This is a genomic window from Pseudomonas sp. ChxA (assembly GCF_030263855.1).
Taxonomy (GTDB): Bacteria; Pseudomonadota; Gammaproteobacteria; order Pseudomonadales; family Pseudomonadaceae; genus Aquipseudomonas; species Aquipseudomonas fluorescens_CB.
Genome location: NZ_JARPMK010000002.1, coordinates 791,782 through 818,106 on the forward strand (window position 1 = coordinate 791,782; position 26,325 = coordinate 818,106).

Below are 26,325 nucleotides of genomic sequence, written 5' to 3' on the forward strand. Positions count from 1 at the left end.
CATGACACCTGCCCTGCAAGACGACCCTGTCGAAGACATCGCCCAAGCCATCGAAGACGGCTGGTTGCCGATTCGCGAAGTGGCGCGCCAGACCGGCGTCAACGCCGTGACCCTGCGCGCCTGGGAGCGCCGTTATGGCCTGATCGTGCCCCAGCGCACACCCAAGGGCCATCGATTGTTCAGCGCCGAACACGTGCAACGCATCCACACCATTCTGACCTGGCTCAACCGTGGCGTGCCGGTCAGCCAGGTCAAAGGCTTGATCGATTCCACCCAGACCAGCCCCGACAGCGTCGAAAATGAATGGCATGTGCTACGTCATAAACTGCTCAGCGCAATCAGCGAACTGGCCGAACGCCGGGTCGACGACCTGTTCAACCAGGCCATGGCGCTGTACCCGCCGCGCACCTTGTGTGAGCAATTGATGCTGCCGCTGCTCAACGCGCTGGAGCAACGCTGGCAGGGCCAGTTCGGCGCACAAATGGAGCGAGTGTTTTTTCTGTCCTGGCTGCGCAGCAAGTTCGGCGCGCGCATTTACCACAACAACCGCCAGCTCCAAGGCGCGCCGCTGTTGCTGGTCAACCAGTCCGACGTGCCGCTGGAGCCGCACCTGTGGCTCAGCGCCTGGCTGGCCAGCAGTGCCGACTGCCCTGTGGAAGTCTTTGATTGGCCATTGCCGGTCGGCGAACTGGCCCTGGCGGTGGAACACCTGCAACCGCGTGCGGTGCTGCTGTATTCAAGCAAAGCCCTCCACCTGTCGGCACTCAGCAAACTTTTAGGCGGCATCAGTTGCCCAATTTTGATTGCCGGACCAACGGTATGCATCCACCAGGACGAGTTAGCCGTATTAACCCGTGACACTCCTGAATTGTTCGTGGCCGAAGACCCGTTGTCGGCTCACCAGTTATTGATCCAGCGTGGAATTGTCTAAATGCATTTGATCTGGCTGCGCACCGACTTGCGCCTGCACGACAACACCGCCCTCGCCGCCGCCTGCCAGCGCGGCCCGGTTGTCGCCGTGTACCTGATCACCCCGCAGCAATGGCTGGCCCATGATGATGCGCCCTGCAAAGTCGATTTCTGGCTGCGCAACCTCAAGCACTTGAGCCAGGCCCTTGGTGAACTGAACATTCCCTTGCTGATTCGCACCGCCCCCACCTGGGACCAGGCGCCCGCCGTGCTGGGCAAACTGTGCCGGGAACTGTCGGTGGACTCGGTGCACGTCAACGAGGAATACGGCATTCATGAAAGCCGTCGTGATGAGGCCGTGGCCAAGGCCCTGGAAGCTGACGGCGTGACGTTTCACAGCTACCTTGACCAATTGCTTTTCCAACCCGGCAGCGTGCTGACCAAAACCGGCACTTACTTCCAGGTGTTCAGTCAGTTCCGCAAGGTCTGCTACAGCCGCCTGCACAGCGCCTTGCCGCGCCTGGTGGCCACGCCGCAACAACAGGCACCGCTGAAGGTGAACAGCGACACCATCCCGGATCAGGTCGAAGGTTTCGCAACACCCAGCGACACCCTGCGTGCCCTCTGGCCCGCCGGTGAAGAAGAAGCACGCCGTCGCCTCGACGTCTTCGCCGACCAACAGATCAGCTACTACAAAGACGAACGCGACTTCCCGGCCAAACCCGGCACCAGCCAGCTCTCGGCCTACCTCGCCGCCGGTGTGGTTTCACCGCGCCAGTGCCTGCACGCCGCCCTGCAAACCAACCAAGGCGAATTCGAAAGCGGCGATATCGGCGCCGTCACCTGGATCAACGAGTTGCTCTGGCGGGAGTTCTACAAGCACATCCTGGTCGGTTACCCAAGGGTTTCGCGCCACCGCGCCTTCCGCCCCGAAACCGAGGCGCTGGCCTGGCGCGATGCGCCCAAGGACTTGGCCGCCTGGCAGCAAGCGCGCACCGGCCTGCCGATCATTGATGCGGCCATGCGCCAACTGCTGGAAACCGGTTGGATGCACAACCGCCTGCGCATGGTGGTGGCGATGTTTTTGACCAAGAACCTGCTGATCGACTGGCGTGAAGGTGAGCGCTTCTTTATGCGCCACTTGATCGACGGCGACCTGGCTGCCAATAACGGCGGCTGGCAGTGGAGTTCGTCCACCGGCACCGACTCGGCACCGTATTTCCGGATTTTCAGCCCATTAAGCCAGTCGGAAAAGTTCGACAGCGAAGGGCTGTTCATCAAGCACTGGCTGCCAGAGTTGGCGGCGCTGAACAAGAAAGAAGTGCACAACCCAGAAGCCGCCGGTGGCCTGTTCGGCGTGGCGGATTACCCACGCTCGATTGTCGACCTGAAAAAATCCCGCGAACGCGCGCTCGCCGCCTTTCGCAACCTGCCTTCACGCCAGGAGGTCGCCGAACATGAGTGACTTCCTGCACCGGTTCGCCCAGGCCTTTACCACGCTGGACAAGCACAACCTGCACCTGCTCGACAGCTTGTACAGCCAGGACATCGCCTTCACCGATCCGCTGCACGAAGTGCATGGGCTACCCGCTTTGCGCGGTTACTTCGCCGAGATGTACAGCAATGTCAGCCAGTTGCGTTTTGACTTCCATGGCTTCGACCAAGTCGCCGAAGGTGAAGGCTACCTGCGCTGGAAAATGAGTTTTTGCCACCCGCGCCTGGCCAATGGCAAGGTGATTCGGGTGGAAGGTTGCTCGCACCTGATGTGGCGCGACAAGGTCTACCGCCATCGTGATTATTTCGATGCCGGCGCGTTGCTCTATGAACACTTGCCGGTAGTCGGCCGTGTGGTCAGTTGGCTAAAAAGGAGAATCGGATGAGCCTTGTACCGCCCCGACGTTATTGGTTGACCGGTGCCAGCAGTGGCATCGGTGCCGCCCTGGCCGTCGAACTGCTCGACAGTGGCGCGCACGTGGCGCTCAGTTCGCGCAGCAAAGGCCCGCTCGAAGCGTTCGCCCTGCGCTACCCAGGCCAAGTGCTGGTGGTAGCCGGCGACCTGACCAACAGCCAGACCGTGCGCGAGATCGGCGAGCATATCGGCGAGGTCTGGGGCTCATTGGATACGGTGATCCTCAATGCCGGCACCTGTGAGTATGTCGACGCCCGGCAATTCGATTCCTCCATCGTCGAGCACGTGGTGCGCACCAACCTGCTTGCCAGTAGCTATTGCATCGAAGCTGCATTGCCGCTGTTGCGCAAAGGCCGCACCCCACACCTGGTGGGCGTTGCCAGTGCCGTGACCTACCTGCCAATGCCACGCGCCGAAGCCTATGGCGCGTCCAAGGCCGGGCTGCGTTACCTGTTTGAATCGCTGCGCATCAGCCTGTCGCCGGAGAACATCGACGTCACGGTGATCAGCCCGGGGTTTGTCGACACGCCGCTGACCGAGCGCAATGATTTCCCGATGCCGCTGAGCTGGTCCGCCGAGAAGGCTGCACGGCATATCTTCGCCAAGTTGGAAAAGCGCCCGCTGGAAATCGCTTTCCCGGCGATGTTTATCGCCACCCTGTGGCCACTGTCGAAGCTGCCCAACCGCGCGCAACTGATTATCGGCAAACGCATGCTGCGCAGCCCGCCACCGAAGAAGGACGACCAGTGAAGATCGCCATCATCGGCAGCGGTATTGCCGGGCTGACCAGCGCTTACCTGCTCAGCCGCCGCCACGACATCACGCTGTTTGAGGCGGGCGAGCGCATTGGCGGGCATACCCACACCGTCAATGTCACGGTCGAAGGTCAAAGCTATGCCGTGGACACCGGTTTCATCGTGTTCAACGACTGGACCTACCCCAATTTCATCCGTCTGCTCGGGCAGATCGGCGTAACCTTCAAGCCCACCGAAATGAGCTTTTCGGTGTGCGACCAGCACGCCGGCTTCGAGTACAACGGCAATAACCTCAATAGCCTGTTTGCCCAGCGCAGCAACGTTCTGTCGCCGGGGTTCTGGGGTATGTTGCGCGACATTCTGCGCTTCAACCGCCAGGCTCCGCTGGACCTGCAAGAGCAACGCATCAGCGCCGACATGACCCTGGGCGACTACCTCGAAGCCGGGGGTTATGGCCCACGCTTTATCCGCCATTACATCGTGCCGATGGGCGCGGCGATCTGGTCGATGTCGCTGGCGGACATGCTCGGTTTCCCGTTGCAGTTCTTTGTGCGGTTCTTCAAGAACCACGGCTTGCTGTCGGTGAACAATCGGCCGCAATGGTGCGTGATCGAAGGCGGCTCCAGCCGTTACATCGAACCGCTGACCCGCAGCTTTCGCGAGCAGATCCGCCTCAATTGCCCTGTGGATAAAGTCGAACGCACAGGCGATGGTGTGGTTATCCACAGCCCCGCCGGCAGCGAAACCTTTGATCGCGTAGTGTTCGCTTGCCATAGCGACCAAGCCTTGGCGTTGCTGGCCGACCCGAGCCAGGCTGAGCAGGAGATCCTCGGTGCCCTGCCCTACGCCGACAATGACGTGGTGCTGCACACCGACACGCGGCTGCTGCCCGATCGCAAACTGGCCTGGGCCAGCTGGAATTATCGCCTGACCGGCACCGCGCAAACCCAGGCGGCCGTCACCTACGACATGAACATCCTGCAAGGCATCCACAGCGACACCACCTTTTGCGTCAGCCTCAACCAGACGCCGATGATCAACCCGCTGAAGATTCTTGCGCGCTACACCTATGCGCATCCGCAATACAGCCTGGCGGCAGTGGCCGCACAAAACCGCTGGGAAGAATTGCACGGCGCACGTAACACTTTTTATTGCGGCGCCTATTGGGCCAACGGCTTTCATGAAGACGGCGTGACCAGCGCATTGCGCGTGGCCCAGGCGTTTGGCGAATCCCTATGAACAGCGCCCTGTACAGCGGCTGGATCGCCCATCGCCGGTTTGCGCCCAAGGCCCACGCCTTTCGCTACCGCATCGGCCTGCTGTACCTGGACTTGAGCGAACAAGACGAGGTGCTCGGCCTATCGCCCTTGGCCGGCAACAGCCGCCTGGCGCCCTTCGGCTTTCGCCAGCAGGACTACCTGCGTGAATTTACGCGTCACGGCATCAGCTTGAGCGATGCCGTGCGCCAGGAAGTCGGCAAGGCACTGGGGCGCAAGCCCCAGGGCGTTATCTGCCTACTGACCCAGGCCCGCAGTTGGGGCCTGGCTTTTAACCCGGTGAGTTTCTTCTACTGCTTCGAGGCCGATGGGCAACTGGCCGCGATTCTGTGTGAAGTGACCAACACCCCGTGGCGCGAGCGCTACCACTATGTGCTGCCGGCCCAAGCGCTCGGCGCCGAGGAACACCAGCACTTCGCCGTGGCCAAGGCGTTCCATGTGTCGCCGTTTTTACCCCGCGACCTGGAATACCGCATGAGTTTCAGCCCGCCGGCCAACAGGCTGGGTGTGCACATGGCCGATTGGCAGGGCACGCAAAAAGTCTTCGACGCCACCTTAAGCCTGCAAAAAGAAGCGCTGACCCGCGCCAGCCTGCATCGCTACCTGTGGCGCTTTCCGTGGATGACCGCCAAAACCTGCCTGGCGATTTACTGGCAGGCCATGCGCCTGTTGCTCAAACGCACACCGATTTTTTCCCATCAGGCCGCCGATGGCGCCTCTCGCACCGCAGTCGGGTATACCAAGGATCGCCGCCATGAAATCCCCTAGCTTATCGGTCAAGACCAACCGTCTGAACGTCAACGGCGTGACCAGTGCGCTGTTGCGCAAAGGTGTGCTGCGCCAACTCAGCCAACTGCGCCACGGCCAGTTGGTGGTGATCGAGGACGGCGAGCGCCAAGTGTTCGGCGCCCGCGAAGCGCACCTGTTGGGCGAAATCCAGATTCACGATTCGGCGGTCTGGGGCTTGGTGGCAGCCAATGGCTCGATCGGCGCCGGCGAGGCGTTTATCCACGGTTACTGGAGCAGCCCGGACCTTACCGCCGTGGTACGCGTGATGGTCAGCAACCTTGATGTGCTTGACGCAATGGAAGGCGGCCTGGCGCGCTTGGCGCGGCCGTTCACCCAAGGCCTGCACTGGCTTAACCGCAACACCCGCAAGGGCTCGCAGAAAAATATCGCCGCTCACTATGACCTGGGCAACGATTTGTTCGAGGAATTCCTCGACCCGACCATGATGTATTCGGCGGCGCAGTTTCTGACGCCCGACGACAGCCTGGAACAGGCGCAACTGAACAAACTGGAACGCATCTGCCAGAAGCTTGCGCTCAAACCCACTGACCATTTGCTCGAAATCGGCACCGGCTGGGGCAGCATGGCGTTGTATGCAGCGCAGCACTATGGCTGCAAGGTCACCACCACGACCTTGTCCAAAGAGCAGTTTGCCTACACCGAAAAACGCATCGAGGCCCAGGGGCTCAAGGACCAAGTGACGCTGTTGTTGCAGGACTACCGCGACCTGACCGGCCAGTACGACAAGCTGGTGTCCATCGAGATGATCGAAGCGGTCGGCCATCGCTTCCTGCCGACCTACTTCAAGCAATGCGCGCATTTGCTCAAAAGCGACGGCCTGATGCTGCTGCAAGCCATCACCATTCGTGAGCAGCGTTTTGAGCAGGCCAAAAACAGTGTCGACTTTATCCAGCGTTATATTTTCCCCGGCGGTGCCCTGCCCTCTGTGCAGAACATGCTGCAAATCGTCAGCCGCGACACCGACATGAACCTGCTGCACATGGAAGACTTCGGCTTGCACTACGCGCGCACCTTGCGCCTGTGGCATGAGAACTTCCGTCGTGCTCATGGCCGTCTTGCCGAGTTGGGCTACGATGAGTACTTCCTGCGCCTGTGGGAATTCTACTTGTGCTACTGCGAAGGTGGGTTTATGGAGCGAACGATCGGTACCGCGCAGTTGCTGCTGGCCAAGCCTGCGGCGATCAACCCGCCGTTACTCGGGCGTTTCAGTGCTTAAACCGCTGGCCAATGCCGCGCTGTTCCAGTGCGGCTGGTTTGCCTGTGTGCTCGGCGGTGACAGCCGCTGGTTATGGGTGGGCGCTGGCGTGCTGGCCATCCACCTGCTGTGGACAAGCTCATGGTCTGCAGAAGGCCAAGTGATTCTGGCCGTGACCCTGTTGGGCACCGTGGTCGATACCTCGTTGCGCACCTTTGGCGTGTTTCACTTTGGTTTTCCTGGGCCGCTGATTCCCTTCTGGCTGATCATGCTTTGGGCACTGCTCGCCACCACCCTGCGTCACTGCCTGGCCTGGAGTGCGCGCCCCTGGTGGCGCGCCAGTCTGCTGGGCGCAATGGGCGGGCCGATGTCTTATTACGCCGGTAGCCAATTGGCCGGTGTGCGCTTCGGCTACGACACAACGCTGACGCTGATCGGCCTGGCGCTGCTCTGGGCGGTCCTGTTCCCCGTCATGCACTGGGTAGCGCGGCAGCTTGGGCACTGACGTCCGTCAGAGCATTCATGCGCAGGCAACGCGCTTGCCTTACACTGCGCGCCTATGACCAACATCCCCCACACTCAAATCACCGAACCCGCCGTCACCTGCTCGACGTGCGCGGCCTGCTGCTGCCAGCTGGAAGTCATGCTGATTACCGACACGGGTGTGCCGGAACGCTATATCGATACCGATGACTGGGGCGGTGAAGTGATGCTGCGCCTGGATGACGGCTGGTGCGCGGCGCTGGACCGGGACACGATGATGTGCACGATCTACGAGCGGCGGCCGTTGATCTGTCGGGAGTTCGAGATGGGTGCACCGGAGTGCCTCGAAGAGCGCCAAGCCATTGCGACGGCGTATCGCTGAGCCAAAATGTGGCGAATATAAACTGTGGGAGCTGGCTTGCCTGCGATGGCGGTCTGCCAGTGACCAACGTGCCAACTGACCCGACGCTATCGCAGGCAAGCCAGCTCCCACAGTTTTGGCTGTGTTTCACATCAAACCATGCAGTGCCGCAACAGGCTAAACGCGATCAACCTGTGGGAGCGGGCTTGCTCGCGAAAGCGCCGTGTCAGGCGATGCATCAGGTGTCTGATACTCCGTCTTCGCGAGCAAGCCCGCTCCCACAGTTTTGGCTGTGTTTCACATCAAGCCATGTAGAGCCACAGCGGGCCAAACGCGATCAACCTGTGGGAGCTGGCTTGCCTGCTCCCACATGGTTATGCGCAGGCTTGAAGATTACAACGGGTAGGTGTAGTGCAACGAGTAGCTCTCGACCCCGTCGTTATTGCTGCTGATGCCAGCATTGGAATAGTGCGTGGCGCGAATACCGACTTCATGCCCACCGGCAAAGCGTAAACCAAAGCCCAGGCGGTCTTCGAACTGGAAAGCCTGGCCGATGTTGTTGTCTTCAACCCGCGTGCGTGAAAACACCGCTACACCGATACCCGCTTCTATGTAAGGCTTGACCTTCTCTCCCGCAAACTCATAAACGAACACCGGCGAGAACGACAGGCTGCTGACACTCGCGCGTTTGTCGCCGTCCCAGTATGTGTAAGCGCCGCTCCAGTAGCCGGTCAGTCGCCCGGTATCGCTCTGAAACCAGCTTTTATCCCAGTCCGACGTCAGCCCAAGACGATAGGTCATGGTCGAATCGCTGGTGCCCCCCACCCCAAATTCCAGGCCGGCGGCCTGAGCCGAAACCGAGTGTCCCACCACTGCGGCCGCAATCGCGGCCAAACAGAACAAGCGCTTCATAAGAGCACATCCTTTGAGAACGAAGTTGTATGGTTTTAAACAGGCTAACTCGCTATAGAAGCTGACACACAAGCAGAAGTTCAGCGAATTTTCACGAATTTTTCACGCGCCAAAGCTTCGCACAACTCCGGAATGTTTCCATAGTGTCGGTAGGATATTTCTTAGGTGGTACAGATCACCGCTGGTCCAGAATTGCGCCTGCAGTGGATCGCCGACAGCCAGCAGGTCACGCTCGCCCAGCAAGCGTTTGAGCTGACGCGCTACCGCGGCGCCGGTGTCGATCAGGACGATGCTGGGGGGAAGCATCTGCGCCAGGAGTGGCTTGAGGAAGGGATAGTGGGTGCAACCAAGGATGATGGTGTCGCAACCGGCGCTCAGCAGCGGGGCGACATAGCCCTGCAACAGCTGGCGCAGCGCCGTACTGTTGAGGTCACCGGTTTCGATCAACTCCACCAGGCCCGGGCACGGCTGGGTAATCACCCGCACATCGGTGGCAAAGCGGTCGAGTAACGCTGCGAACTTGGCACTTTGCAATGTGCCGGTGGTGGCGAGCACGCCGACCACGCCACTGCGGGTGGCGGCCGCGGCTGGTTTGACCGCCGGCTCCATGCCCACCAAAGGCCAGTCGGGATAGTCCTGGCGCAAATCGGCCACGGCGGCGACGGTCGCAGTGTTGCAGGCAATCACAAAGGCTTTGGCGCCGTGTTCGCGAAAAAACGCTGCGACCAAACGGCTGCGCTGCAGAATAAAGGCTGGGGATTTCTCGCCATAAGGAATGTGCCCGCCATCAGCCACGTACAGCAGTGACTCATGGGGCAACAATTGCTGGATTTCATCCAGCACCGACAGGCCGCCGACGCCGGAATCGAACACACCGATGGGCGCGCCCTTAACCATGGGCCGTCCCGCAAACGCTGCAGCCGGGATCGCGCTTGACGCGCAGTTCGCGAAAACGCGTGGTCAAGGCATCGATCAGCAGTAAGCGCCCCACCAGGGGCTCACCAAAACCGGCCAACAACTTCAAGGCCTCCAGGGCTTGCAGGCTGCCGACCAGCCCGACCAACGGGCCGACCACACCGGCTTCGCTGCAAGTCAGTTCGGTATCGCTGCCGTGCCCATATAAACAGTGGTAGCACGGGCTTTCGGCGCGGCGCGGGTCGAACACCGACAATTGGCCTTCCAGGCGAATGGCCGCGCCGCTGACCAAGGGCTTGCCCGCCGCAACGCAAGCGGCGTTGACGGCTTCACGGGTGGAGAAGTTGTCGCTGCAATCGAGCACCACGTCTACCGCAGCCACTGCGGCGGCGAGTGAATCGGCATCCAGCGCGGTGCGATGGGCGACCAACGTAACTTCCGGGTTGATGGCGGCCAGGCGACGCATGGCCGAATCGACCTTGGTCTGCCCGATGCTGTCGGTGTCGTGGATGATCTGGCGTTGCAGGTTGGTCAGGTCAACAGTGTCGAAGTCTGCCAGGTGCAACTCGCCCACACCGGCGGCGGCCAGGTACAGCGCCACCGGTGCGCCGAGCCCACCGAGACCGACGATCAGCGCGCGGCCGCTTTTAAGACGCAACTGGCCGTCGATGTCGACATGTTGCAACAGAATCTGTCGGCTATAGCGCAACAGCTCCTGGTCGGTCAGCACGGGCGGCGCCCCAACGTGATGCGTTCGTGGCCACCGAGGTCGACGCGGCTGTGGACCTCTTCAAAGCCCTCACCCGACAACAAATCACGTACCGCCGCAGCTTGGTCGTAACCGTGTTCGAGCAGCAGCCAGCCACCGGCATTCAAGTGGGCTGGGGCCTGGGCGATGATCAACCGTAAATCGTCCAGCCCATCATGGCCCGCCACCAAGGCGCTGGCGGGTTCAAAGCGCACATCGCCTGCCACCAGGTGCGGATCGTTATCGGCAATGTAAGGCGGGTTGCTGATGATCAGGTCAAAGCGCTGGCCTTGCAGCGCACTGAACCAATGGCTGTTCAACACCGTGGCGTTCTTCAGGTGCAGGCGCTGGCGGTTGCGTTCGGCCAGGGCCACGGCTTCGAGTACGCGGTCAACGGCAGTGACCTGCCAGGCCGGGCGTTCGCTGGCCAGGGCCAGGGCGATGGCGCCACTGCCGGTACCAAGATCAAGCACCTTGGCAGGCGTGGCCGGCAACAATTCAAGGGCGGCCTCCACCAGCAGTTCGGTTTCCGGACGCGGGATCAGCGTGTGCGGCGCGACCTCCAGGTCGAGCTTCCAGAAACCCTGCTGGCCGAGGATATAGGCCACCGGCTCACCCGCGCGACGACGCTGCAGGTAATCGGCGAAGGTCAGCGCGTTTTCGCTGCTGACGATTTTTTCCGGCCAGGTGTGCAGGTAGCTGCGCGATTTGCCCAAGGCAGCGGCCAGTAACAATTCCACATCCAGACGCGCGGTGGGCGAGTCAGGCAGGTCAGCAGCGCGCAGGAGGCTGGCAATAATGGTCATTTACTCACCTATCGCCGCCAATTGATCGGCCTGGTATTCGGCCAGCAAAGGCTCGATCACCGCATCAACGCCGCCGGCGAGAATTTCGTCGAGGGAGTACAGGGTGAGGTTGACCCGGTGGTCGGTGACCCGGCCCTGGGCGAAGTTATAGGTGCGGATGCGTTCGGAGCGGTCGCCCGAGCCCACCAGCAACTTACGCTCGCTGGCAATCGCGTTAGCGGCGGCACTGGTCTGCTGGTCGTTGAGCTTGGCCGACAGCCAGGACATCGCCCGCGCGCGGTTTTTGTGCTGGGAACGTTCTTCCTGGCACTCGACCACGATGCCGGACGGCAAGTGGGTGATGCGGATGGCCGAGTCGGTCTTGTTCACGTGCTGACCACCAGCGCCCGACGAGCGGTAGGTGTCGACACGCAAGTCTGCCGGGTTGATCTCAATGGCTTCCTGCTCGTCCGGCTCAGGCAACACGGCCACGGTGCACGCCGAGGTGTGAATACGGCCCTGGGATTCAGTTGCCGGAACCCGCTGCACGCGGTGCGCGCCGGACTCGAATTTGAGCTTGCCGTAGACGTTGTCACCTTCAACCCGCGCGATGACTTCTTTATAGCCGCCGTGCTCACCGATGTTCTCGGACAAAATCTCGACCCGCCAGCCACGTCGCTCGGCATAGCGCGAATACATGCGGAACAGGTCGCCGGAGAAGATCGCCGCCTCGTCACCACCGGTACCGGCGCGGATTTCGAGGAACACGTTGCGCCCGTCGTTCGGGTCTTTGGGCAGCAACATGCGTTGCAGGTCGCCTTCGAGCTCGACCAGCTTGTCTTTGGCTTCGCGGACTTCTTCCACGGCCATTTCGCGCATGTCCGGGTCGCTGTCCTTGAGCAGCGCCTGGGCGCCCTCGAGATCGGCCTGCACTTTCATCAGGCTTTTGTAGGTGGCCACAATCGGCTCAACTTCGGCGTATTCCTTGGAATAGGCGCGGAACTTGGCCTGATCCGAGATGACTTCGCCATCGCCGAGCAAGGCGGTCAGTTCTTCGAAACGGTCCTGGAGCACGTCCAGTTTATTGAGCAGTGACGCTTTCATTGCGGTTTTTTATCCGAAGAGCTATCTGACGCGCCCTCACCGAGGGCAAAGAGTTCCTGGGCCATGGCCAGCGCATCGAGGCGGCCTTCGGCGGTAAGCTTTTTCAACTGAACGCTGGGGGCGTGGAGCAACTTGTTGGTCAGGCCGCGCGCCAGTTGCATCAGCACCTCTTCGGCGCTGCTACCGTTGGCCAACAAACGCTGGGCCTTGATCAATTCTTCATCACGCAGGCGTTCGCCCTGCTGACGATACGCCTTGAGCACATCGACCGCCGCCAGCTCACGCAGGCGCACCATAAAATCTTCGGCACCGGTGCTGACCATTTCCTCGGCGGCCTGGGCGGCGCCCTGGCGACTCTTGAGGTTTTCGGCGACCACTTCGTGCAGATCGTCGACGCTATAGAGGTAAACGTCGTCCAACTCGCCGACTTCAGGCTCGATATCACGGGGAACGGCGATATCCACCATGAAGATCGGTTTGTGCTTGCGCAGCTTCAGTGCGCTCTCGACCGCGCCTTTGCCCAGGATCGGCAACTGGCTGGCGGTGGAGCTGATGACGATATCGCTGCGCACCAGCTCGGCCGGGATATCCGAGAGCAACACGGCGTGGGCGCCAAACTGCTCGGCCAGGATGCTCGCGCGCTCCAGGGTGCGGTTGGCGACCACAATACGCTTCACGCCCAGGTCATGCAGGTGGCGGGCGACCAGGGTGATGGTTTCACCGGCGCCGATCAACAGCGCCTGGCTGCGCTGCAAGTCACTGAAAATCTGTTTGGCCAGGCTGACAGCGGCGAATGCGACGGACACCGGGTTTTCGCCGATGGCCGTGTCGGTGCGCACCTGCTTGGCCGAATTGAACGTAGCCTGGAACAAACGGCCAAGCAACGGGCCGACGGTGCCGGCCTCGCGGGCCACGGCGTAGGCGGATTTCATCTGACCGAGGATCTGTGGCTCGCCCAACACCAGCGAGTCCAGCCCTGCGGCGACGCGCATCATGTGACGAACTGCCGCATCCTCTTCATGCACATAAGCACTGGCGCGCAGGTCATCGAGGTCCAAATGGTGATAATCGGCCAGCCAGCGCAGCACCACATCCGCCGAAAGATGTTCCTGCTCTATATAAAGCTCGCTGCGATTGCAGGTCGAAAGGATCGCAGCTTCGCGGCTGTCGGTGAGCCGGCAGAGCTGCTGCAAGGCCTCAACCAACTGCTCTGGCGTAAACGCCACGCGCTCGCGCACGTCTACGGTTGCAGTCTTGTGGTTAATACCGAGTGCGAGGAAGGCCATTCAATATCGCTGATGATGTCGGGAAGCCGACAATTGTCCTACTTCGATAGATCCAGAACAACCACCGTCGTCTATTGTCCTAGTAGCTTGTGCCTATAAAGGCGCCCACTGAGACTCGGTTATGTTTGGCCGAAGGCTTGTGTCATGATGATCCGACCGCAGGTTAGTCGTCCTCTTCCTATATGAATAGATCTTCCGCGTTGCTCCTTGCTTTTGTCTTCCTCAGCGGCTGCCAGGCCTTGGCACCCGTGTCGCCGGACGGTACGCCGCCGGTCGAAGACAGCACCCCAGCCCCTGAAAAGCCCAAGGTTTACTCCTCGTTCAATGAAGAAACGATCTATAGCTTGCTGACGGCGGAACTCGCCGGCCAGCGCAATCGTTTCGATATTGCCCTGGATAACTACGTGACCCAGGCCATCAATACCCAGGACCCGGGCATTTCGGAGCGTGCGTTTCGCATCGCCGAATACCTGGGGGCTGACCAGGCCGCGCTGGACACCTCGCTGATCTGGGCGAAAAACGCCCCGGACGACCTGGAAGCGCAACGCGCGGCGGCTGTGCAACTGGCACGCGCCGGGCGTTATGACGACTCCATGGTCTATATGGAGAAAGTGCTGCAGGGCAAGGGCGACACGCATTTCGACTTCCTCGCGCTGTCAGCGGCCGACACCGACCAGGACACGCGCAATGGCTTGATGAAAAGTTTTGACCGCCTGTTGCAAAAACATCCGCAGAACAGCCAGCTGATTTTCGGCAAGGCTTTGCTGCTGCAACAGGATGACGAAGCCGACGCTGCGCTCAAGTTGCTGGAGCAGAACCCGCCGGAAGACGGCGAGATCGCCCCTATTCTGCTGCGCGCCCGCCTGCTGCAGAACCTCAATCGCGGCAAGGAAGCCATTCCACTGCTGGAAAAAAGCATCAAGAAGTATCCGGGCGATAAGCGTTTGCTGCTGACCTATGCGCGAACGCTGGTTGAGCAAGACCGCATGGAAGACGCCAAAGTGCAGTTCGCCAACCTGGTCCAGCAATACCCTGACGACGACGAGTTGCGTTACTCCCTGGCGCTGGTGTGCCTGGAAGCCAAGGCCTGGGACGAGGCCAAGGGTTATCTGGAAGAACTGATCGAGCGCGAAAGCCACGTGGATTCGGCTCACCTGAACCTCGGCCGCATCGCTGAAGAACGCAATGACCCGCAGGCTGCGCTGCTTGAATACGCCCAGGTCGGCCCCGGCAACGATTACCTGCCGGCCCAACTGCGTCAGGCCGATATCCTGATGAGCAACGGCCGCACCGACGAAGCCGAAAAACGCCTGGCGGCGGCACGTGATGCCGAGCCGGACTACGCGATCCAGCTGTACCTGATCCAGGCCGAGACGCTGTCGGCCAACAAGCAGGGCGAACGCGCCTGGAAACTGCTGCAACAAGCCTTGCTGCAATACCCCGACGATTTGAACCTGCTGTACACCCGCGCCATGCAGGCGGAAAAACGCAATGACCTGGCGCAGATGGAAAAAGACCTGCGCCTGATCATCAAGCGCGATCCGGACAACGCCATGGCGCTCAACGCCCTGGGCTACACCCTGTCGGACCGCACCACGCGCTACGCCGAAGCCAAGGTATTGATCGAACAAGCGCACAAGCTCAACCCGGAAGACCCGGCTGTACTCGACAGCCTGGGCTGGGTGAATTACCGCCTGGGCAACCTCGACGAGGCCGAACGCTTGCTGCGTCAGGCTCTCGAACGCTTCCCGGATCAGGAAGTGGCGGCTCACCTGGGTGAAGTGCTGTGGGCCAACGGCAAACAGCGCGAAGCACGCCAAATCTGGGAGAAGTTCCTCAAGGAACAACCCGAAAGCCCAATCCTGCGCAGCACCATCAAGCGCCTGACCGGATCCGAGACCCTTTAAGCTTATGTTCTTGCGCCACGTTATTGTTTTCAGTTTTATCGCCCTGCTCGCCGGTTGCGCGGGCATCGGCAGCCGTGAATCCGTTGAAGGCCAGGGCAACCAGGCGCAATGGAAGCAGCACAAGGATCAGCTCAGCAGCATTGACGGCTGGCAGATCGACGGCAAAGTCGGGGTGCGCGCACCGAAAGATTCCGGCAGCGGTACTTTGTTCTGGCTGCAACGTCAGGACTATTACGATATTCGTCTGTCCGGCCCGCTGGGCCGTGGCGCAGCACGCCTGACCGGCCGACCGGGGCAAGTGAGCCTGGAAGTCGCTAACCAGGGCCGCTATGAGGCGTCCTCGCCGGAAGAACTGCTGGAGCAGCAGATCGGCTGGAAGCTGCCGGTTTCGCACCTGGTGTGGTGGGTACGCGGCTTGCCTGCGCCGGACAGCAAGAGCCGCCTGAGCCTTAACGGCGACAGCCGCCTGGCCACGCTTGAGCAGGATGGCTGGCAGGTCGAGTATCTGAGCTACGTAGAACAGAGCGGTTACTGGCTGCCTGAGCGCATCAAATTGCATGGCACCGACCTTGACGTCACGCTGGTGATCAAGGAATGGCAACCGCGCAAGCTGGGGCAATAACGTGACCTCAGAACGCTTGACGCTGCCCTCTCCCGCCAAACTCAACCTGATGCTGCACATTCTTGGTCGCCGTGAAGACGGCTACCACGAACTGCAGACGCTGTTTCAATTTCTCGATTACGGCGATGAACTCACCTTCGCCATACGCGACGACGGCGTGATCCAGCTGCATACCGAATTCGAAGGCGTGCCTCACGACAGCAATCTGATCGTCAGGGCCGCAAAAAAACTTCAGGCGCAATCCGGTTGCTCACTCGGCATCGACATCTGGATCGATAAAATTTTGCCCATGGGCGGCGGCATCGGTGGCGGCAGCTCAAATGCCGCGACCACGCTGCTCGGTCTGAATCACTTGTGGCAACTGGGCTGGGACCACGATCGCCTGGCCGCGCTGGGCCTGACACTGGGCGCCGACGTACCGGTTTTCGTGCGTGGGCACGCGGCTTTTGCCGAAGGCGTTGGGGAGAAACTCACCCCGGAATACCCCGAAGAGCCTTGGTATGTCGTGCTTGTTCCGCAAGTATCTGTAAGTACAGCAGAAATTTTTTCAGATCCACTGTTGACACGTAACTCTCCTCCCATTAAAGTGCGCCCCGTTCCCAAGGGAAACAGTCGAAATGACTGCTTACCGGTTGTAGCAAGGCGTTACCCAGAGGTACGTAACGCTTTGAATTTGTTAGGTAAATTTACCGAAGCAAAATTAACCGGAACTGGAAGTTGTGTGTTTGGGGGCTTCCCAAGCAAAGCTGAAGCTGATAAAGTCTCGGCCCTTCTTACAGAGACCCTTACAGGGTTTGTAGCAAAGGGAAGCAACGTTTCGATGTTGCATCGCAAGCTGCAAAGTCTGCTCTAAAAGGAACCGAGTACTGGGTACTCGTTGCAACAGATACAGGGGCGTCGCCAAGCGGTAAGGCAGCAGGTTTTGATCCTGCCATGCGTTGGTTCGAATCCAGCCGCCCCTGCCATTTTCTAATACTCATCCAGGTTACCCTCAGCCTCTAGGTACTGCGCGTGTCCAAGATGATGGTCTTTACGGGGAATGCCAACCCCGATCTGGCTCGACGTGTCGTACGTCAGCTGCATATCCCTCTCGGTGACATCTCTGTCGGTAAATTCTCCGACGGCGAAATTACAGCCGAGATCAATGAAAACGTCCGCGGTAAAGATGTTTTCATTATTCAGCCGACTTGCGCTCCGACCAACGATAACCTGATGGAACTCGTCGTGATGGCTGATGCCTTCCGCCGCTCCTCAGCGACTCGAATCACAGCTGTAATCCCTTACTTTGGTTATGCCCGTCAGGATCGCCGTCCGCGTTCCGCACGTGTGGCTATCAGCGCGAAAGTCGTTGCTGACATGCTGACCGTGGTAGGCATCGACCGTGTTCTCACGGTTGACCTGCACGCTGACCAAATCCAGGGGTTCTTCGATATTCCGGTAGATAACATCTACGGCTCCCCAGTATTGGTGGATGACATTGAAGACCAGCGCTTTGAAAACCTGATGATCGTGTCCCCGGACATTGGTGGCGTCGTGCGTGCACGGGCTGTTGCCAAATCCTTGGGCGTGGACCTCGGGATCATCGACAAACGCCGTGAGAAAGCCAATCACTCTGAAGTGATGCATATCATCGGTGATGTCGAAGGGCGTACCTGTATTCTGGTTGATGACATGGTCGACACCGCCGGCACCCTGTGCCACGCGGCGAAAGCCTTGAAAGAGCACGGTGCAGCAAAAGTCTTCGCCTACTGCACACACCCAGTGCTGTCGGGCCGAGCGATCGAGAACATCGAGAACTCCATGCTGGACGAACTGGTGGTGACTAACACCATCCCGTTGTCCGCAGCAGCTCAAGCCTGTTCGCGTATCCGTCAACTGGATATCGCACCGGTAGTTGCCGAAGCGGTTCGCCGCATCAGCAACGAAGAATCGATCAGCGCGATGTTCCGATAAGGGTCAAACCTTACGAAACATCCCACTGACGAAAAGCGCCCCGCCCCAGCATTCTGTTGGGGCGGGGCTTTTTTGCCCATATCGCCTTTAGCGCTGGTCGCAAACGCTGGGGCGAATGTGGTTATTTTGGAGATACAACATGAACGATTTTACTCTGAATGCTGAAGCGCGTTCCGACCTGGGGAAAGGTGCGAGCCGCCGCCTGCGTCGTCTCGCAAGCCTGGTTCCAGCTGTAGTTTACGGTGGCGACAAAGCCCCTGAATCCATCAGCATGCTGGCCAAAGAAATCGCCAAACTGCTCGAAAACGATGCTGCTTACAGCCACGTTATCGAACTGAACGTTGGCGGCAAAAAGCAAAACGTAATCATCAAGGCGCTGCAACGTCACCCGGCCAAAGGCCACGTGCTGCACGCTGACTTTGTACGCGTTGTTGCCGGTCAGAAACTGACCGCCATCGTTCCAGTACACTTCGTCGGCGAAGAAGCTCCGGTCAAGAAAGGCGGCGAAATCTCGCACGTCCTGAACGAAATCGAAGTGACCTGCCTGCCGAAAGACCTGCCTGAGTTCATCGAAGTCGACCTGTCGGCTCTGGAAATCGGCGCCATCATCCACCTGTCCGACCTCAAAGCCCCTAAAGGCGTTGAGTTTGTTGCACTGGCTCACGGTGATGACAAAGCTGTTGCAAACGTTCACGCTCCACGCGTTGCACCAGAAGCTGAAGAAGGCGCTGCAGAGTAATTCACTCTGTAATGTCGGAGCTTGAGGAAACATCGCGGACCGGAACGTAGCGAGAAAGCGGGCGATAACGCGGCGTTTACTCTTGAGTAAATGATCTTTTGTTGACCGCTTTCGCCGCACACAGGTTGCGGCGATGTTATCCACAACTCCAAAGGAAGGGCCCCTGTCGTGACTGCCATTAAACTGATCGTTGGCCTGGGAAATCCAGGCGCCGAATACGAACAGACCCGGCATAACGCGGGGGCCCTTTTTGTTGAGCGTATCGCCCACGCGCAAGGTGTGAACCTTGTGGCCGATCGCAAGTATTTTGGCCTGACCGGGCGCTTCTCGCATCAGGGTCAGGATGTTCGTCTGCTGATTCCTACCACCTACATGAACCGCAGCGGCCAAGCTGTCGCGGCGCTTGCGGGCTTCTTCCGGATCAAACCCGAAGAAATCCTGGTGGCCCATGACGAACTGGACCTGCCACCCGGCGTTGCCAAACTGAAGTTAGGCGGCGGGCATGGCGGCCACAATGGCCTGCGCGACATCATTGCGCAGTTGGGTAATCAGAATAATTTTTACCGTCTGCGGCTCGGCATTGGCCACCCAGGCGTTGCCAGTATGGTTTCAAATTTCGTCCTGGGTCGTGCGCCACGCGCCGAACAGGAAAAACTCGATGCCAGCATCGACTTTGCCCTCGGCGTGCTGCCGGATATCTTCGCCGGTGAATGGAACCGCGCGATGAAAAACCTGCACAGCCAGAAGGCCTGACTCTTACCGAGGGGAAACACCATGGGATTCAATTGCGGCATCGTCGGCCTGCCCAACGTCGGCAAATCCACCCTGTTCAACGCCCTGACCAAGTCCGGTATTGCGGCGGAGAACTTCCCCTTCTGCACCATCGAACCCAACAGCGGTATCGTGCCGATGCCGGACCCGCGCCTGGACGCGTTGGCAGCCATCGTCAACCCCAAGCGCATCCTGCCGACTACCATGGAGTTCGTCGACATCGCAGGCCTGGTGGCCGGTGCGTCGAAAGGTGAAGGTCTGGGTAACAAGTTTTTGGCCAACATCCGTGAAACCGATGCCATCGCCCACGTAGTCCGTTGCTTTGAAGACGAGAACGTGATTCACGTCTCCAACAGTGTCGACCCGAAACGCGACATCGAGATCATTGACCTGGAACTGATCTTCGCCGACCTCGACAGCTGCGAGAAGCAACTGCAGAAAGTCGCGCGTAACGCCAAGGGCGGTGACAAGGATGCAGTGGTTCAGAAAGGCCTGCTGGAGCAACTGATCGCACACTTCACCGAAGGCAAGCCGGCACGCAGCCTGATGAAGACCATGGGCGTCGACGAGAAGGCCGTGATCAAAGGCTTCCACCTGCTGACCACCAAGCCTGTGATGTACATCGCCAACGTCGCCGAAGACGGCTTCGAGAACAACCCACTGCTTGACGTGGTCAAGGCCATTGCCGATGAAGAAGGCGCCATCGTGGTGCCGGTGTGCAACAAGATCGAAGCAGAAATCGCCGAGCTGGATGACGGCGAAGAAAAGGACATGTTCCTCGAGGCCCTGGGCCTGGAAGAGCCTGGCCTGAACCGCGTTATCCGCGCCGGTTACGAAATGCTCAACCTGCAGACCTACTTCACCGCCGGTGTCGAAGAAGTCCGCGCCTGGACCGTCAAGGTCGGTGCCACCGCACCACAGGCCGCTGGCGTAATCCACACCGACTTCGAAAAAGGCTTTATCCGCGCCGAAGTCATCGCCTACAACGACTTCATCCAATACAAGGGTGAAGCCGGTACCAAGGAAGCCGGTAAATGGCGCCTGGAAGGCAAAGAGTACATCGTCAAGGATGGCGACGTGATGCACTTCCGTTTCAACGTATAAGCGCCCTCTGCGGTTTTACCGCCCACAAAAAAGCCGATGCACTGCATCGGCTTTTTTGTGGGCGAGTGTTTGTCTATCGGTTATAGCCCTCTGCTTGTTTATTTGGAAACTTAAGATATTTCCTATTTATTGCGCACACAACAGCTCCACCCCTTTGAATGACGTTAACCGACAAGTTAATGACTTTTCCTACGCAAGCCTGGCTTACTCTTACCTGCATACTCGATGAGAAATCTTATACTTTAGGTTCTACCCAAGCACGTTAAGAATAACGGTCTTTTAGTCATAACAATCACGATAGTGGAGCACCCATCCGATGTCGGTCGCCGATCACAAAGAACGCGAAACCGATACGCCATTCATTGATGGCTCGGATATTGAGAACACGATCAATAGCACAGCGACACTTAATGTTGACATCTTATTGCTGGGGGAGACCGGCACCGGTAAAGATACCCTGGCACAACGTGTGCATCGACTGTCCGGCCGTCGAGGCAACTTTGTTGCCGTCAATTGCGCAGCCATTCCGGAGAGCCTTGCCGAAAGCCAATTGTTCGGTGTCAACAGTGGTGCTTATACCGGGGCTGTACAGTCACGCGCAGGTTTTATCGAAGCGGCTCACATGGGTACATTGTATTTGGATGAAATCGACAGCATGCCGCTTTCGCTTCAAGCCAAGCTATTGCGAATGCTCGAATCACGCGGCGTTGAACGGCTCGGCTCAACACGCTTTATCCCAGTCGACATGCGCGTCATCGCGTCCGCTCAACAATCGCTGCATGACATGGTTGAGCAAGGCAGCTTCAGGCGCGACCTGTATTTTCGCCTGAACGTTATTAACATCAAGCTCCCGCCACTGCGTGACCGACGTGAGCGCATCGTGCCGTTGTTTCTGGAGATGATTAAACAAGAAGCGCAGCACTTCAACTGCACGGCCCCTCCTCCCACCAGCGAACTGCTCCAGCAGTTGCTGTGCCATCCGTGGCGGGGCAATGTCCGCGAACTACGCTCCACAGCCAAGCGTTTCGTCCTTGGGCTGCCGCCTTTATCGGCATCGAATGCCGAACCTTTGGAACTGAACCTGAAAGACCGTTTGCAGCGTATTGAGAAAACACTCATTGAAGAGTCTCTGCATCGTCACACTTACAGCGTGGATTGCGTCGCATTGGAACTGGGTGTCGCCAAGCGCACCCTCTATTATCGAATGAAACAGCTGGGTGTTGCACTTAACGCATGCGCACCGCTTCAGGCAGCCCAATAAGTTATGAAACACATGGAAACAAGTAGCCCTCAACCGATGGAACTGTTACCACAGGCTTCGCCACTCAGTGTACGAGCGTCGATTATCGAATAACGATGTAGCACGATCAATCGAAAGGCTTATTGCAAATACTTACCAACTTATGAAACCCAAGGTGAAATTATGAGTAATGGAATCGGCGGCAGTGGCGGCGGTGGCGGCATCAGCAGTCAAGAGCTTTTCGGCCAAATGAAAACCCTGACCGAGGAGAAAAACAAAGATACGCTCGAGATGGCAAAGCTGGACAAAGATGCGTCGATTGCCAGCAAGTGGGGCCAAATAATTAACAAAGTACAATAAGTAGCACAGGCTTTCTCTAGTTTGCCAAATAGAGAAAGCCTTACTATTTTCCTGAGGGATATTTCTATGCGCACGACGCTTGAAAAAGAGCGGGGAGCCTATTCAGGTGCCCCTGGGTTTTCCGCCGAAAAAAGCAGCGATAGCGCCCACGACGCGCATTTCTTCAGTGCGGCACTGGAGCAGAACATCACTTACCCGTCGGTTCCCCCCGCCCCAGGAAACAATCGGTCGCTGGTGGACCAATCAGAGCGGTTGAAATCCAACAACGAAAAAATCCCCAAGCTGCTGCGTGAATACTCCAAGACCCATAACGAATTGAAAATGGCGAACGCGACACAGACCATTATTGAATCAAAAGAAATCCTCAACATTGGCGTCAAGGTCATAAAACACTGCGCTTCGTTCGTTGAGAAAGCCACTAACCTGCAATAGGTAAACCATGCGCCGTTGCCGCTTTATTCTCTTATGGCTCACCCTCTTATCGGTGCTGAGCGGATGCGGTGAAAGCGTCGAACTGCACCGCAAGTTATCCGAGCAGGAAGCCAATGAGGTGATCGCTGAATTGGCGGACAAGCACATTCGGGCACAAAAACAGCTGGAGAAAGACGGCGTGGCCGTTCGCGTGCGCACAGATGATATTGCTGCCGCCGTCCACACGCTTGCAGCCGCCGGGTTGCCAAAGACTGCACGGTCCACGCTGGGCGACGTATTTCGCAAGGAAGGTGTCATTTCCACACCCCTTGAGGAACGTGCCCGCTATATCTATGCGTTGTCTCAGGAGCTGGAAGCGACCTTGTCCAATATCGACGGGGTGCTTATCGCCAGGGTACACGTGGTACTGCCTGAGCGGGTCGCACCGGGAGAGCCGGTACAACCGGCCTCGGCATCGGTCTTCATCAAACATGATCCACGGCTGGAACCTGACAGCCTGCTGCCGCGCATTCGACGGATGGTCGCCAGTAGCATACCGGGCATGACAACGGCCGTTGCAAACCCGCAAAAGCTGACCGTGATCTTCGTTCCGGCTACCGCTTATAAGGAGAAGCAGCAACTCGCCTACTTCGGGCCATTTCTGGTTAAGCCGAGTGATCTCACTTTTTGGCACACCGTGCTTACAATATTCTTTATCGTCCTGGTAGCGGGGTGCGCAGCAGCGGGGTTCTGGCTGAAAAAGGCACGCGATGCCCAACGAGTCGAGCCGAACGCAAATGACGCATGACAGCCTCACCTGGGCCAAGTGGTGGGCTTGCCCCTGGCTCGATTCACCCCACGATTGGCCGCCTTTCACCCCGTCATTGCCCTATTCGAAAACACTCTGCCAGAGCCAACATGCGGCTATGGCAACGTCATTGGGAATTGACCCATGCCTGCCTGTCGCACCGTCTGCGGCACTGTTGCAGTTGGTCCTTGAACCTGCGCAGCGCAGAGACCTCATCCTCGCGCTGGTCGGCGCTGTTTACCAGGTCAAGGCCAGCACGCCATTGAGCCAGGACTTGCAACTCTGGTGTGTCCGCCTTACCAAGGCACTGATGCCCAACACCTTGCAAATCAGCACGCAAGACCCCCTGCACTATTTACGCGCCTGGGTAGAACCCTCTGTATGGCAGCGTCTGCGGTTGAGCTTTGACCGCCAACGGGTGCTCGCACTTGAGGTGACCCCTCGACTGAGTGAGACCCACGACAAGCTCGAAACTATTTGGAAGGCCGCGATATGGCGCACCGGTGCGTCAAACAACGAGCCGGTGTTTTCCTTCGCAGAGGAGTCCCAGGACGATGTTGTGCAAACGCACGATTGAGCTACGCAAGCCGCTTCCTTCACGGACCTGCTCGTTGATTCCCTTGGAAACGTTGGCGGACTGCGCCCGCGACAGCGAATTGTTAACCAGCGCGCAGGATCAGGCCGATGACATCCTGCGCCAGGCCCATGCACAACGCGACCAATTGCTGCTGCAGGCACAACATGAGTTCTGGCAACGCGCCAATCGCCAATTGCACCTGTGGCACGCGCAACAGCAAGCGATCCTCGACAACATCGAACGCATCGCCACATCAGTCACCCATAGCGCAATTCGCAGTTTGCTCGAGGACACTCCGACGACTCAGCGGGTGTCAGCCATGCTCAAGCAAATGCTCGTAGCCCAGGCCCCGGCGATCCGCGCAAAGTTGGTCTGCAACCCACAGGATCAGGCTGATGTAGAGCAGTGGCTGGATCAACATACCGAGGCGCCCTGGCGTCTGCAGTGTGACGAGTCCATTGAGCCACAGGTGCTGATCCTGGAGGCGGAGGAAGGCAGCTTCCGTATCGACTGGACCTCTTCGGTCAATGCGCTGTTGGTGCCTCACTCAGACTTTGTTTCAGAGGAATAACCTCTCAACCGACCTGCTGCATTTTTTTACCGGATATTTAAAAAATCGTGGAACGGATCCCAAATGCAAACCACATAAAAAATACACGTTCAACGGAGATCAGCATATGAAACTCGACGCACGCGAGGGCGGGCAAATCTTCAGGGCCTGAATTCATAGAATAAGTGCAACGTTTGAAACGATAGGCAGAGAGTCAGCCACCGGTAGAATCCAGGCTCTCACACCGAAGGATTCAAGCGCAGATGACTACGCATTACCGGCAGCTGACTCAGGGCCAACGTTACCAGATTGAGGCCGGTCTGAGCGCCGGAAAAAGCCAGGCAAGCATCGCGAAACAGGTTGGCGTACATCCCTCGACGATCAGTCGTGAGGTTCGCCGCAACAGCTCCCAGAAGACCTACAAAGCGGTTGCTGCGACCCATGAAAGTGATGCCCGTCGAGCGCAGGCGCGCAAGCACTGCAAGCCATTAACGTGGTTCAGCCATTATCTGCCGCTCTGGCTAAAACACGGTATGAGCCCGGAGCAGATTGCTCAGCGCCTGAAGCAAGAGCAGCCGGAGCGCGCGGTCAGTCACGAGTGGATTTATCGGTTTATCGCCACCGACAAACACGCAGGTGGCGAGTTATACAAGTATTTGCGGCACCGCAGGAAGCTGTACCGAAAACGCTACGGAAGCCACGACCGGCGCGGACAGTTGCGTAATCGCGTATCGATAACCGAGCGCCCTGCTGAGGTCGAAGCCCGCGAGCGTCTAGGTGATTGGGAGGGTGACACGGTGCATGGCGTAGGCGGCAATCTGGTCACGCTGGTTGATCGTAAAAGCGGCTACCTGAGCGCCTATCCGGTCAAGCGCAGGACGCGCCGGCAGGTAACGCGGGCGATCAATCTGTTGCTCAAGGGGCATGCTGTTCACACGCTGACGCTGGATAACGGGAAGGAGTTTGCCGGGCATGAACGCATTGCGCATCGGAGCCAGTGCCAAGTCTTTTTTGCAGAACCCTATTCATCCTGGCAGCGAGGCACTAATGAAAATACCAACGGCCTGCTCCGGCAGTATTTTCCCAAGGGCGGCGACTTCAGCAAGCTGACCGTCGAGGCGGTCAGTCGCGTGGTAACGAAGATCAATTTACGCCCGCGAAAACGCCTGGGCTGGAAGACGCCGTACGAAGTTTATGCAGGGGTGAGCGTTGCACTTATGTGTTGAATTCAGGGGGATATAAGCAAAAACAACCGGCAGTTCGAACAGCTCGGTCAAGACGTCCCTGACGAATTATCTTCGAAAGAGTTTTCATCACTGATGGGTGAACACTTGAGGCTCAAACAAGACTTGATGCTCCAGACAACTGCCGCCGGAGCGGTTCTCGGCCACCGGGCCGAGATGGGAAAAATCATTTTCAATGGGACCTGAGAGTTTCAGCGTGCGGCTCACTCAGTGGCTGGTGGGGACAGAGCAAGAAATCACCCTGCTGGAGGGCGACGACGCCATAAACCTGCGTCGCTATCGGCAGTGTTTTTTGCTCAGTGCCCAACTTACCCATCAACCACCGTCCACACAAACAGCAATGGAAACATGGCTACGACTGGGCGGGGCAAGCCTGGCGCATTTTCAGGGAGCGCTTTCGGTCGAGCCTTCCACTGGGCAACTCTGGCTACTTCAATGCGTCTGGCAAGAAGCCAATCAGGCTGTTCTTTTTAACCAACTCGAATCCCTTCTCAATCAGCGCGACACCTGGCGCTCCACGGCCAAGCGGTTGGCCAGAACGCCCAAAAAGCTTGGGCCCACTCCGCTGCGTGCGCAGTTTTATTAACTAG

The 26,325-nt window shown here is 58.7% G+C and carries 30 protein-coding genes and 1 tRNA gene; 25 read left to right on the forward strand and 6 right to left on the reverse strand.

Annotation, left to right across the window (positions count from 1 at the left end; genetic code table 11):
* Position 1 precedes the first annotated feature (1 nt).
* From P5706_RS29380 to P5706_RS29420, 9 genes are read left to right on the forward strand one after another with little or no spacing between them, the layout of a single operon-like run.
* Positions 2 to 931, forward strand: coding sequence for a MerR family transcriptional regulator (locus P5706_RS29380; protein WP_285683717.1), 930 nt, complete (start codon positions 2 to 4; stop codon positions 929 to 931).
* Entirely contained in the window at positions 932 to 2,374 is a 1,443-nt protein-coding gene (phrB, locus tag P5706_RS29385; RefSeq protein ID WP_285683719.1) for a deoxyribodipyrimidine photo-lyase, read from the forward strand.
* Positions 2,367 to 2,789 (forward strand): nuclear transport factor 2 family protein, encoded by a 423-nt coding sequence (locus P5706_RS29390; protein WP_200432608.1) that lies wholly within the window; start codon positions 2,367 to 2,369, stop codon positions 2,787 to 2,789. Before phrB ends, P5706_RS29390 begins: the two co-directional genes overlap by 8 nt.
* Positions 2,786 to 3,568, forward strand: a complete 783-nt coding sequence (locus P5706_RS29395; protein ID WP_285683721.1) for an SDR family NAD(P)-dependent oxidoreductase — start codon at positions 2,786 to 2,788, stop codon at positions 3,566 to 3,568. Before P5706_RS29390 ends, P5706_RS29395 begins: the two co-directional genes overlap by 4 nt.
* On the forward strand, positions 3,565 to 4,812 hold the full coding sequence (locus P5706_RS29400; RefSeq protein ID WP_285683723.1) for an NAD(P)/FAD-dependent oxidoreductase: 1,248 nt from the start codon (positions 3,565 to 3,567) through the stop codon (positions 4,810 to 4,812). Before P5706_RS29395 ends, P5706_RS29400 begins: the two co-directional genes overlap by 4 nt.
* The gene (locus P5706_RS29405; RefSeq protein ID WP_285683725.1) at positions 4,809 to 5,618 is read left to right on the forward strand and encodes a DUF1365 domain-containing protein; all 810 of its coding nucleotides are present in this window, start codon (positions 4,809 to 4,811) and stop codon (positions 5,616 to 5,618) included. Before P5706_RS29400 ends, P5706_RS29405 begins: the two co-directional genes overlap by 4 nt.
* Positions 5,605 to 6,876 carry an SAM-dependent methyltransferase gene (locus tag P5706_RS29410; protein WP_285683728.1) on the forward strand — a complete coding sequence of 424 codons (1,272 nt, stop codon included), beginning with the start codon at positions 5,605 to 5,607 and terminating at the stop codon, positions 6,874 to 6,876. The genes P5706_RS29405 and P5706_RS29410 overlap by 14 nt, the downstream gene beginning before the upstream one ends.
* Positions 6,869 to 7,360: a DUF2878 domain-containing protein gene (locus tag P5706_RS29415; RefSeq protein WP_200432604.1), complete on the forward strand. Its 492-nt coding sequence runs from the start codon at positions 6,869 to 6,871 to the stop codon at positions 7,358 to 7,360. Before P5706_RS29410 ends, P5706_RS29415 begins: the two co-directional genes overlap by 8 nt.
* A 54-nt stretch (positions 7,361 to 7,414) precedes the next feature.
* Positions 7,415 to 7,720 carry a YkgJ family cysteine cluster protein gene (locus tag P5706_RS29420; RefSeq protein ID WP_285683730.1) on the forward strand — a complete coding sequence of 102 codons (306 nt, stop codon included), beginning with the start codon at positions 7,415 to 7,417 and terminating at the stop codon, positions 7,718 to 7,720.
* A 372-nt stretch (positions 7,721 to 8,092) separates the two neighbouring features.
* Here P5706_RS29420 and P5706_RS29425 read toward each other — a convergent pair whose 3' ends face one another.
* The 6 genes from P5706_RS29425 to hemA all read right to left on the reverse strand — a co-directional run bounded on the left by P5706_RS29425 (position 8,093) and on the right by hemA (position 13,449).
* Complete coding sequence (locus P5706_RS29425; protein ID WP_200432602.1) at positions 8,093 to 8,611, reverse strand: acyloxyacyl hydrolase; 519 nt, start codon at positions 8,609 to 8,611, stop codon at positions 8,093 to 8,095.
* Positions 8,612 to 8,713: 102 nt separating this feature from the next.
* Positions 8,714 to 9,508 carry a glutamate racemase gene (murI, locus tag P5706_RS29430; RefSeq protein ID WP_200432601.1) on the reverse strand — a complete coding sequence of 265 codons (795 nt, stop codon included), beginning with the start codon at positions 9,506 to 9,508 and terminating at the stop codon, positions 8,714 to 8,716.
* Positions 9,501 to 10,256: a molybdopterin-synthase adenylyltransferase MoeB gene (locus P5706_RS29435; RefSeq protein ID WP_200432600.1), complete on the reverse strand. Its 756-nt coding sequence runs from the start codon at positions 10,254 to 10,256 to the stop codon at positions 9,501 to 9,503. Before P5706_RS29435 ends, murI begins: the two co-directional genes overlap by 8 nt.
* Positions 10,250 to 11,080 carry a peptide chain release factor N(5)-glutamine methyltransferase gene (prmC, locus tag P5706_RS29440; RefSeq protein WP_285683736.1) on the reverse strand — a complete coding sequence of 277 codons (831 nt, stop codon included), beginning with the start codon at positions 11,078 to 11,080 and terminating at the stop codon, positions 10,250 to 10,252. Before prmC ends, P5706_RS29435 begins: the two co-directional genes overlap by 7 nt.
* Positions 11,081 to 12,163: a peptide chain release factor 1 gene (gene prfA, locus P5706_RS29445; protein WP_285683738.1), complete on the reverse strand. Its 1,083-nt coding sequence runs from the start codon at positions 12,161 to 12,163 to the stop codon at positions 11,081 to 11,083.
* Positions 12,160 to 13,449 (reverse strand): glutamyl-tRNA reductase, encoded by a 1,290-nt coding sequence (gene hemA, locus P5706_RS29450; RefSeq protein ID WP_056859135.1) that lies wholly within the window; start codon positions 13,447 to 13,449, stop codon positions 12,160 to 12,162. Before hemA ends, prfA begins: the two co-directional genes overlap by 4 nt.
* A gap of 182 nt (positions 13,450 to 13,631) precedes the next feature.
* Between hemA and P5706_RS29455 the strand changes: the two genes are divergently transcribed.
* The 16 genes from P5706_RS29455 to P5706_RS29530 all read left to right on the forward strand — a co-directional run bounded on the left by P5706_RS29455 (position 13,632) and on the right by P5706_RS29530 (position 26,321).
* On the forward strand, positions 13,632 to 15,356 hold the full coding sequence (locus P5706_RS29455; RefSeq protein WP_200432597.1) for a tetratricopeptide repeat protein: 1,725 nt from the start codon (positions 13,632 to 13,634) through the stop codon (positions 15,354 to 15,356).
* Positions 15,357 to 15,360: 4 nt separating this feature from the next.
* Entirely contained in the window at positions 15,361 to 15,978 is a 618-nt protein-coding gene (gene lolB, locus P5706_RS29460; RefSeq protein ID WP_200432596.1) for a lipoprotein insertase outer membrane protein LolB, read from the forward strand.
* Between the two features lie 49 nt (positions 15,979 to 16,027).
* Positions 16,028 to 16,831, forward strand: a complete 804-nt coding sequence (ispE, locus tag P5706_RS29465) for a 4-(cytidine 5'-diphospho)-2-C-methyl-D-erythritol kinase (RefSeq protein ID WP_207161068.1) — start codon at positions 16,028 to 16,030, stop codon at positions 16,829 to 16,831.
* A 37-nt stretch (positions 16,832 to 16,868) separates the two neighbouring features.
* A tRNA-Gln gene (locus tag P5706_RS29470) sits at positions 16,869 to 16,943 on the forward strand.
* Between the two features lie 46 nt (positions 16,944 to 16,989).
* A complete protein-coding gene (locus P5706_RS29475; protein ID WP_003208392.1) occupies positions 16,990 to 17,931 on the forward strand; it encodes a ribose-phosphate pyrophosphokinase in 942 nt (313 codons plus the stop codon).
* Between the two features lie 139 nt (positions 17,932 to 18,070).
* Positions 18,071 to 18,670 carry a 50S ribosomal protein L25/general stress protein Ctc gene (locus P5706_RS29480; RefSeq protein WP_200432594.1) on the forward strand — a complete coding sequence of 200 codons (600 nt, stop codon included), beginning with the start codon at positions 18,071 to 18,073 and terminating at the stop codon, positions 18,668 to 18,670.
* Positions 18,671 to 18,838: 168 nt separating this feature from the next.
* A complete protein-coding gene (gene pth / locus P5706_RS29485) occupies positions 18,839 to 19,423 on the forward strand; it encodes an aminoacyl-tRNA hydrolase (RefSeq protein WP_010213318.1) in 585 nt (194 codons plus the stop codon).
* 21 nt (positions 19,424 to 19,444) lie between these two features.
* Positions 19,445 to 20,545, forward strand: coding sequence for a redox-regulated ATPase YchF (gene ychF, locus P5706_RS29490; RefSeq protein ID WP_200432593.1), 1,101 nt, complete (start codon positions 19,445 to 19,447; stop codon positions 20,543 to 20,545).
* A 316-nt stretch (positions 20,546 to 20,861) separates the two neighbouring features.
* Entirely contained in the window at positions 20,862 to 21,806 is a 945-nt protein-coding gene (locus P5706_RS29495; RefSeq protein ID WP_200432592.1) for a sigma 54-interacting transcriptional regulator, read from the forward strand.
* 162 nt (positions 21,807 to 21,968) lie between these two features.
* Positions 21,969 to 22,145 carry a hypothetical protein gene (locus tag P5706_RS29500; protein ID WP_200432591.1) on the forward strand — a complete coding sequence of 59 codons (177 nt, stop codon included), beginning with the start codon at positions 21,969 to 21,971 and terminating at the stop codon, positions 22,143 to 22,145.
* A gap of 66 nt (positions 22,146 to 22,211) precedes the next feature.
* The gene (locus tag P5706_RS29505) at positions 22,212 to 22,577 is read left to right on the forward strand and encodes a hypothetical protein (RefSeq protein ID WP_285683746.1); all 366 of its coding nucleotides are present in this window, start codon (positions 22,212 to 22,214) and stop codon (positions 22,575 to 22,577) included.
* Positions 22,578 to 22,584: 7 nt separating this feature from the next.
* Positions 22,585 to 23,364, forward strand: coding sequence for a type III secretion system inner membrane ring lipoprotein SctJ (gene sctJ, locus P5706_RS29510; protein ID WP_200432589.1), 780 nt, complete (start codon positions 22,585 to 22,587; stop codon positions 23,362 to 23,364).
* A gap of 118 nt (positions 23,365 to 23,482) precedes the next feature.
* On the forward strand, positions 23,483 to 23,941 hold the full coding sequence (locus P5706_RS29515; protein WP_285683749.1) for a type III secretion protein: 459 nt from the start codon (positions 23,483 to 23,485) through the stop codon (positions 23,939 to 23,941).
* A 34-nt stretch (positions 23,942 to 23,975) separates the two neighbouring features.
* Positions 23,976 to 24,512, forward strand: coding sequence for a type III secretion system stator protein SctL (gene sctL / locus P5706_RS29520; RefSeq protein ID WP_244657826.1), 537 nt, complete (start codon positions 23,976 to 23,978; stop codon positions 24,510 to 24,512).
* A 242-nt stretch (positions 24,513 to 24,754) separates the two neighbouring features.
* A complete protein-coding gene (locus P5706_RS29525; protein WP_017846754.1) occupies positions 24,755 to 25,717 on the forward strand; it encodes an IS30-like element ISPsme1 family transposase in 963 nt (320 codons plus the stop codon).
* A 214-nt stretch (positions 25,718 to 25,931) separates the two neighbouring features.
* A complete protein-coding gene (locus P5706_RS29530) occupies positions 25,932 to 26,321 on the forward strand; it encodes a type III secretion protein (RefSeq protein WP_285683752.1) in 390 nt (129 codons plus the stop codon).
* Positions 26,322 to 26,325 lie beyond the last annotated feature (4 nt).

Bases quoted from the DNA above. Each gene is read 5' to 3' on its own strand.
- ychF (WP_200432593.1), top strand. From the start codon at position 19,445: ATGGGATTCAATTGCGGCATCGTCGGCCTGCCCAACGTCGGCAAATCC.
- P5706_RS29405 (WP_285683725.1), top strand. From the start codon at position 4,809: ATGAACAGCGCCCTGTACAGCGGCTGGATCGCCCATCGCCGGTTTGCG.
- P5706_RS29455 (WP_200432597.1), top strand. From the start codon at position 13,632: ATGAATAGATCTTCCGCGTTGCTCCTTGCTTTTGTCTTCCTCAGCGGC.
- P5706_RS29410 (WP_285683728.1), top strand. From the start codon at position 5,605: ATGAAATCCCCTAGCTTATCGGTCAAGACCAACCGTCTGAACGTCAAC.
- murI (WP_200432601.1), bottom strand. From the start codon at position 9,508: ATGGTTAAGGGCGCGCCCATCGGTGTGTTCGATTCCGGCGTCGGCGGC.
- lolB (WP_200432596.1), top strand. From the start codon at position 15,361: ATGTTCTTGCGCCACGTTATTGTTTTCAGTTTTATCGCCCTGCTCGCC.
- P5706_RS29525 (WP_017846754.1), top strand. From the start codon at position 24,755: ATGACTACGCATTACCGGCAGCTGACTCAGGGCCAACGTTACCAGATT.
- prfA (WP_285683738.1), bottom strand. From the start codon at position 12,163: ATGAAAGCGTCACTGCTCAATAAACTGGACGTGCTCCAGGACCGTTTC.
- P5706_RS29395 (WP_285683721.1), top strand. From the start codon at position 2,786: ATGAGCCTTGTACCGCCCCGACGTTATTGGTTGACCGGTGCCAGCAGT.
- P5706_RS29480 (WP_200432594.1), top strand. From the start codon at position 18,071: ATGAACGATTTTACTCTGAATGCTGAAGCGCGTTCCGACCTGGGGAAA.
- P5706_RS29505 (WP_285683746.1), top strand. From the start codon at position 22,212: ATGCGCACGACGCTTGAAAAAGAGCGGGGAGCCTATTCAGGTGCCCCT.
- P5706_RS29420 (WP_285683730.1), top strand. From the start codon at position 7,415: ATGACCAACATCCCCCACACTCAAATCACCGAACCCGCCGTCACCTGC.
- hemA (WP_056859135.1), bottom strand. From the start codon at position 13,449: ATGGCCTTCCTCGCACTCGGTATTAACCACAAGACTGCAACCGTAGAC.
- P5706_RS29390 (WP_200432608.1), top strand. From the start codon at position 2,367: ATGAGTGACTTCCTGCACCGGTTCGCCCAGGCCTTTACCACGCTGGAC.
- prmC (WP_285683736.1), bottom strand. From the start codon at position 11,080: ATGACCATTATTGCCAGCCTCCTGCGCGCTGCTGACCTGCCTGACTCG.
- P5706_RS29500 (WP_200432591.1), top strand. From the start codon at position 21,969: ATGAGTAATGGAATCGGCGGCAGTGGCGGCGGTGGCGGCATCAGCAGT.
- P5706_RS29495 (WP_200432592.1), top strand. From the start codon at position 20,862: ATGTCGGTCGCCGATCACAAAGAACGCGAAACCGATACGCCATTCATT.
- P5706_RS29515 (WP_285683749.1), top strand. From the start codon at position 23,483: ATGGCAACGTCATTGGGAATTGACCCATGCCTGCCTGTCGCACCGTCT.
- ispE (WP_207161068.1), top strand. From the start codon at position 16,028: ATGCTGCACATTCTTGGTCGCCGTGAAGACGGCTACCACGAACTGCAG.
- P5706_RS29380 (WP_285683717.1), top strand. From the start codon at position 2: ATGACACCTGCCCTGCAAGACGACCCTGTCGAAGACATCGCCCAAGCC.
- sctJ (WP_200432589.1), top strand. From the start codon at position 22,585: ATGCGCCGTTGCCGCTTTATTCTCTTATGGCTCACCCTCTTATCGGTG.
- phrB (WP_285683719.1), top strand. From the start codon at position 932: ATGCATTTGATCTGGCTGCGCACCGACTTGCGCCTGCACGACAACACC.
- P5706_RS29425 (WP_200432602.1), bottom strand. From the start codon at position 8,611: ATGAAGCGCTTGTTCTGTTTGGCCGCGATTGCGGCCGCAGTGGTGGGA.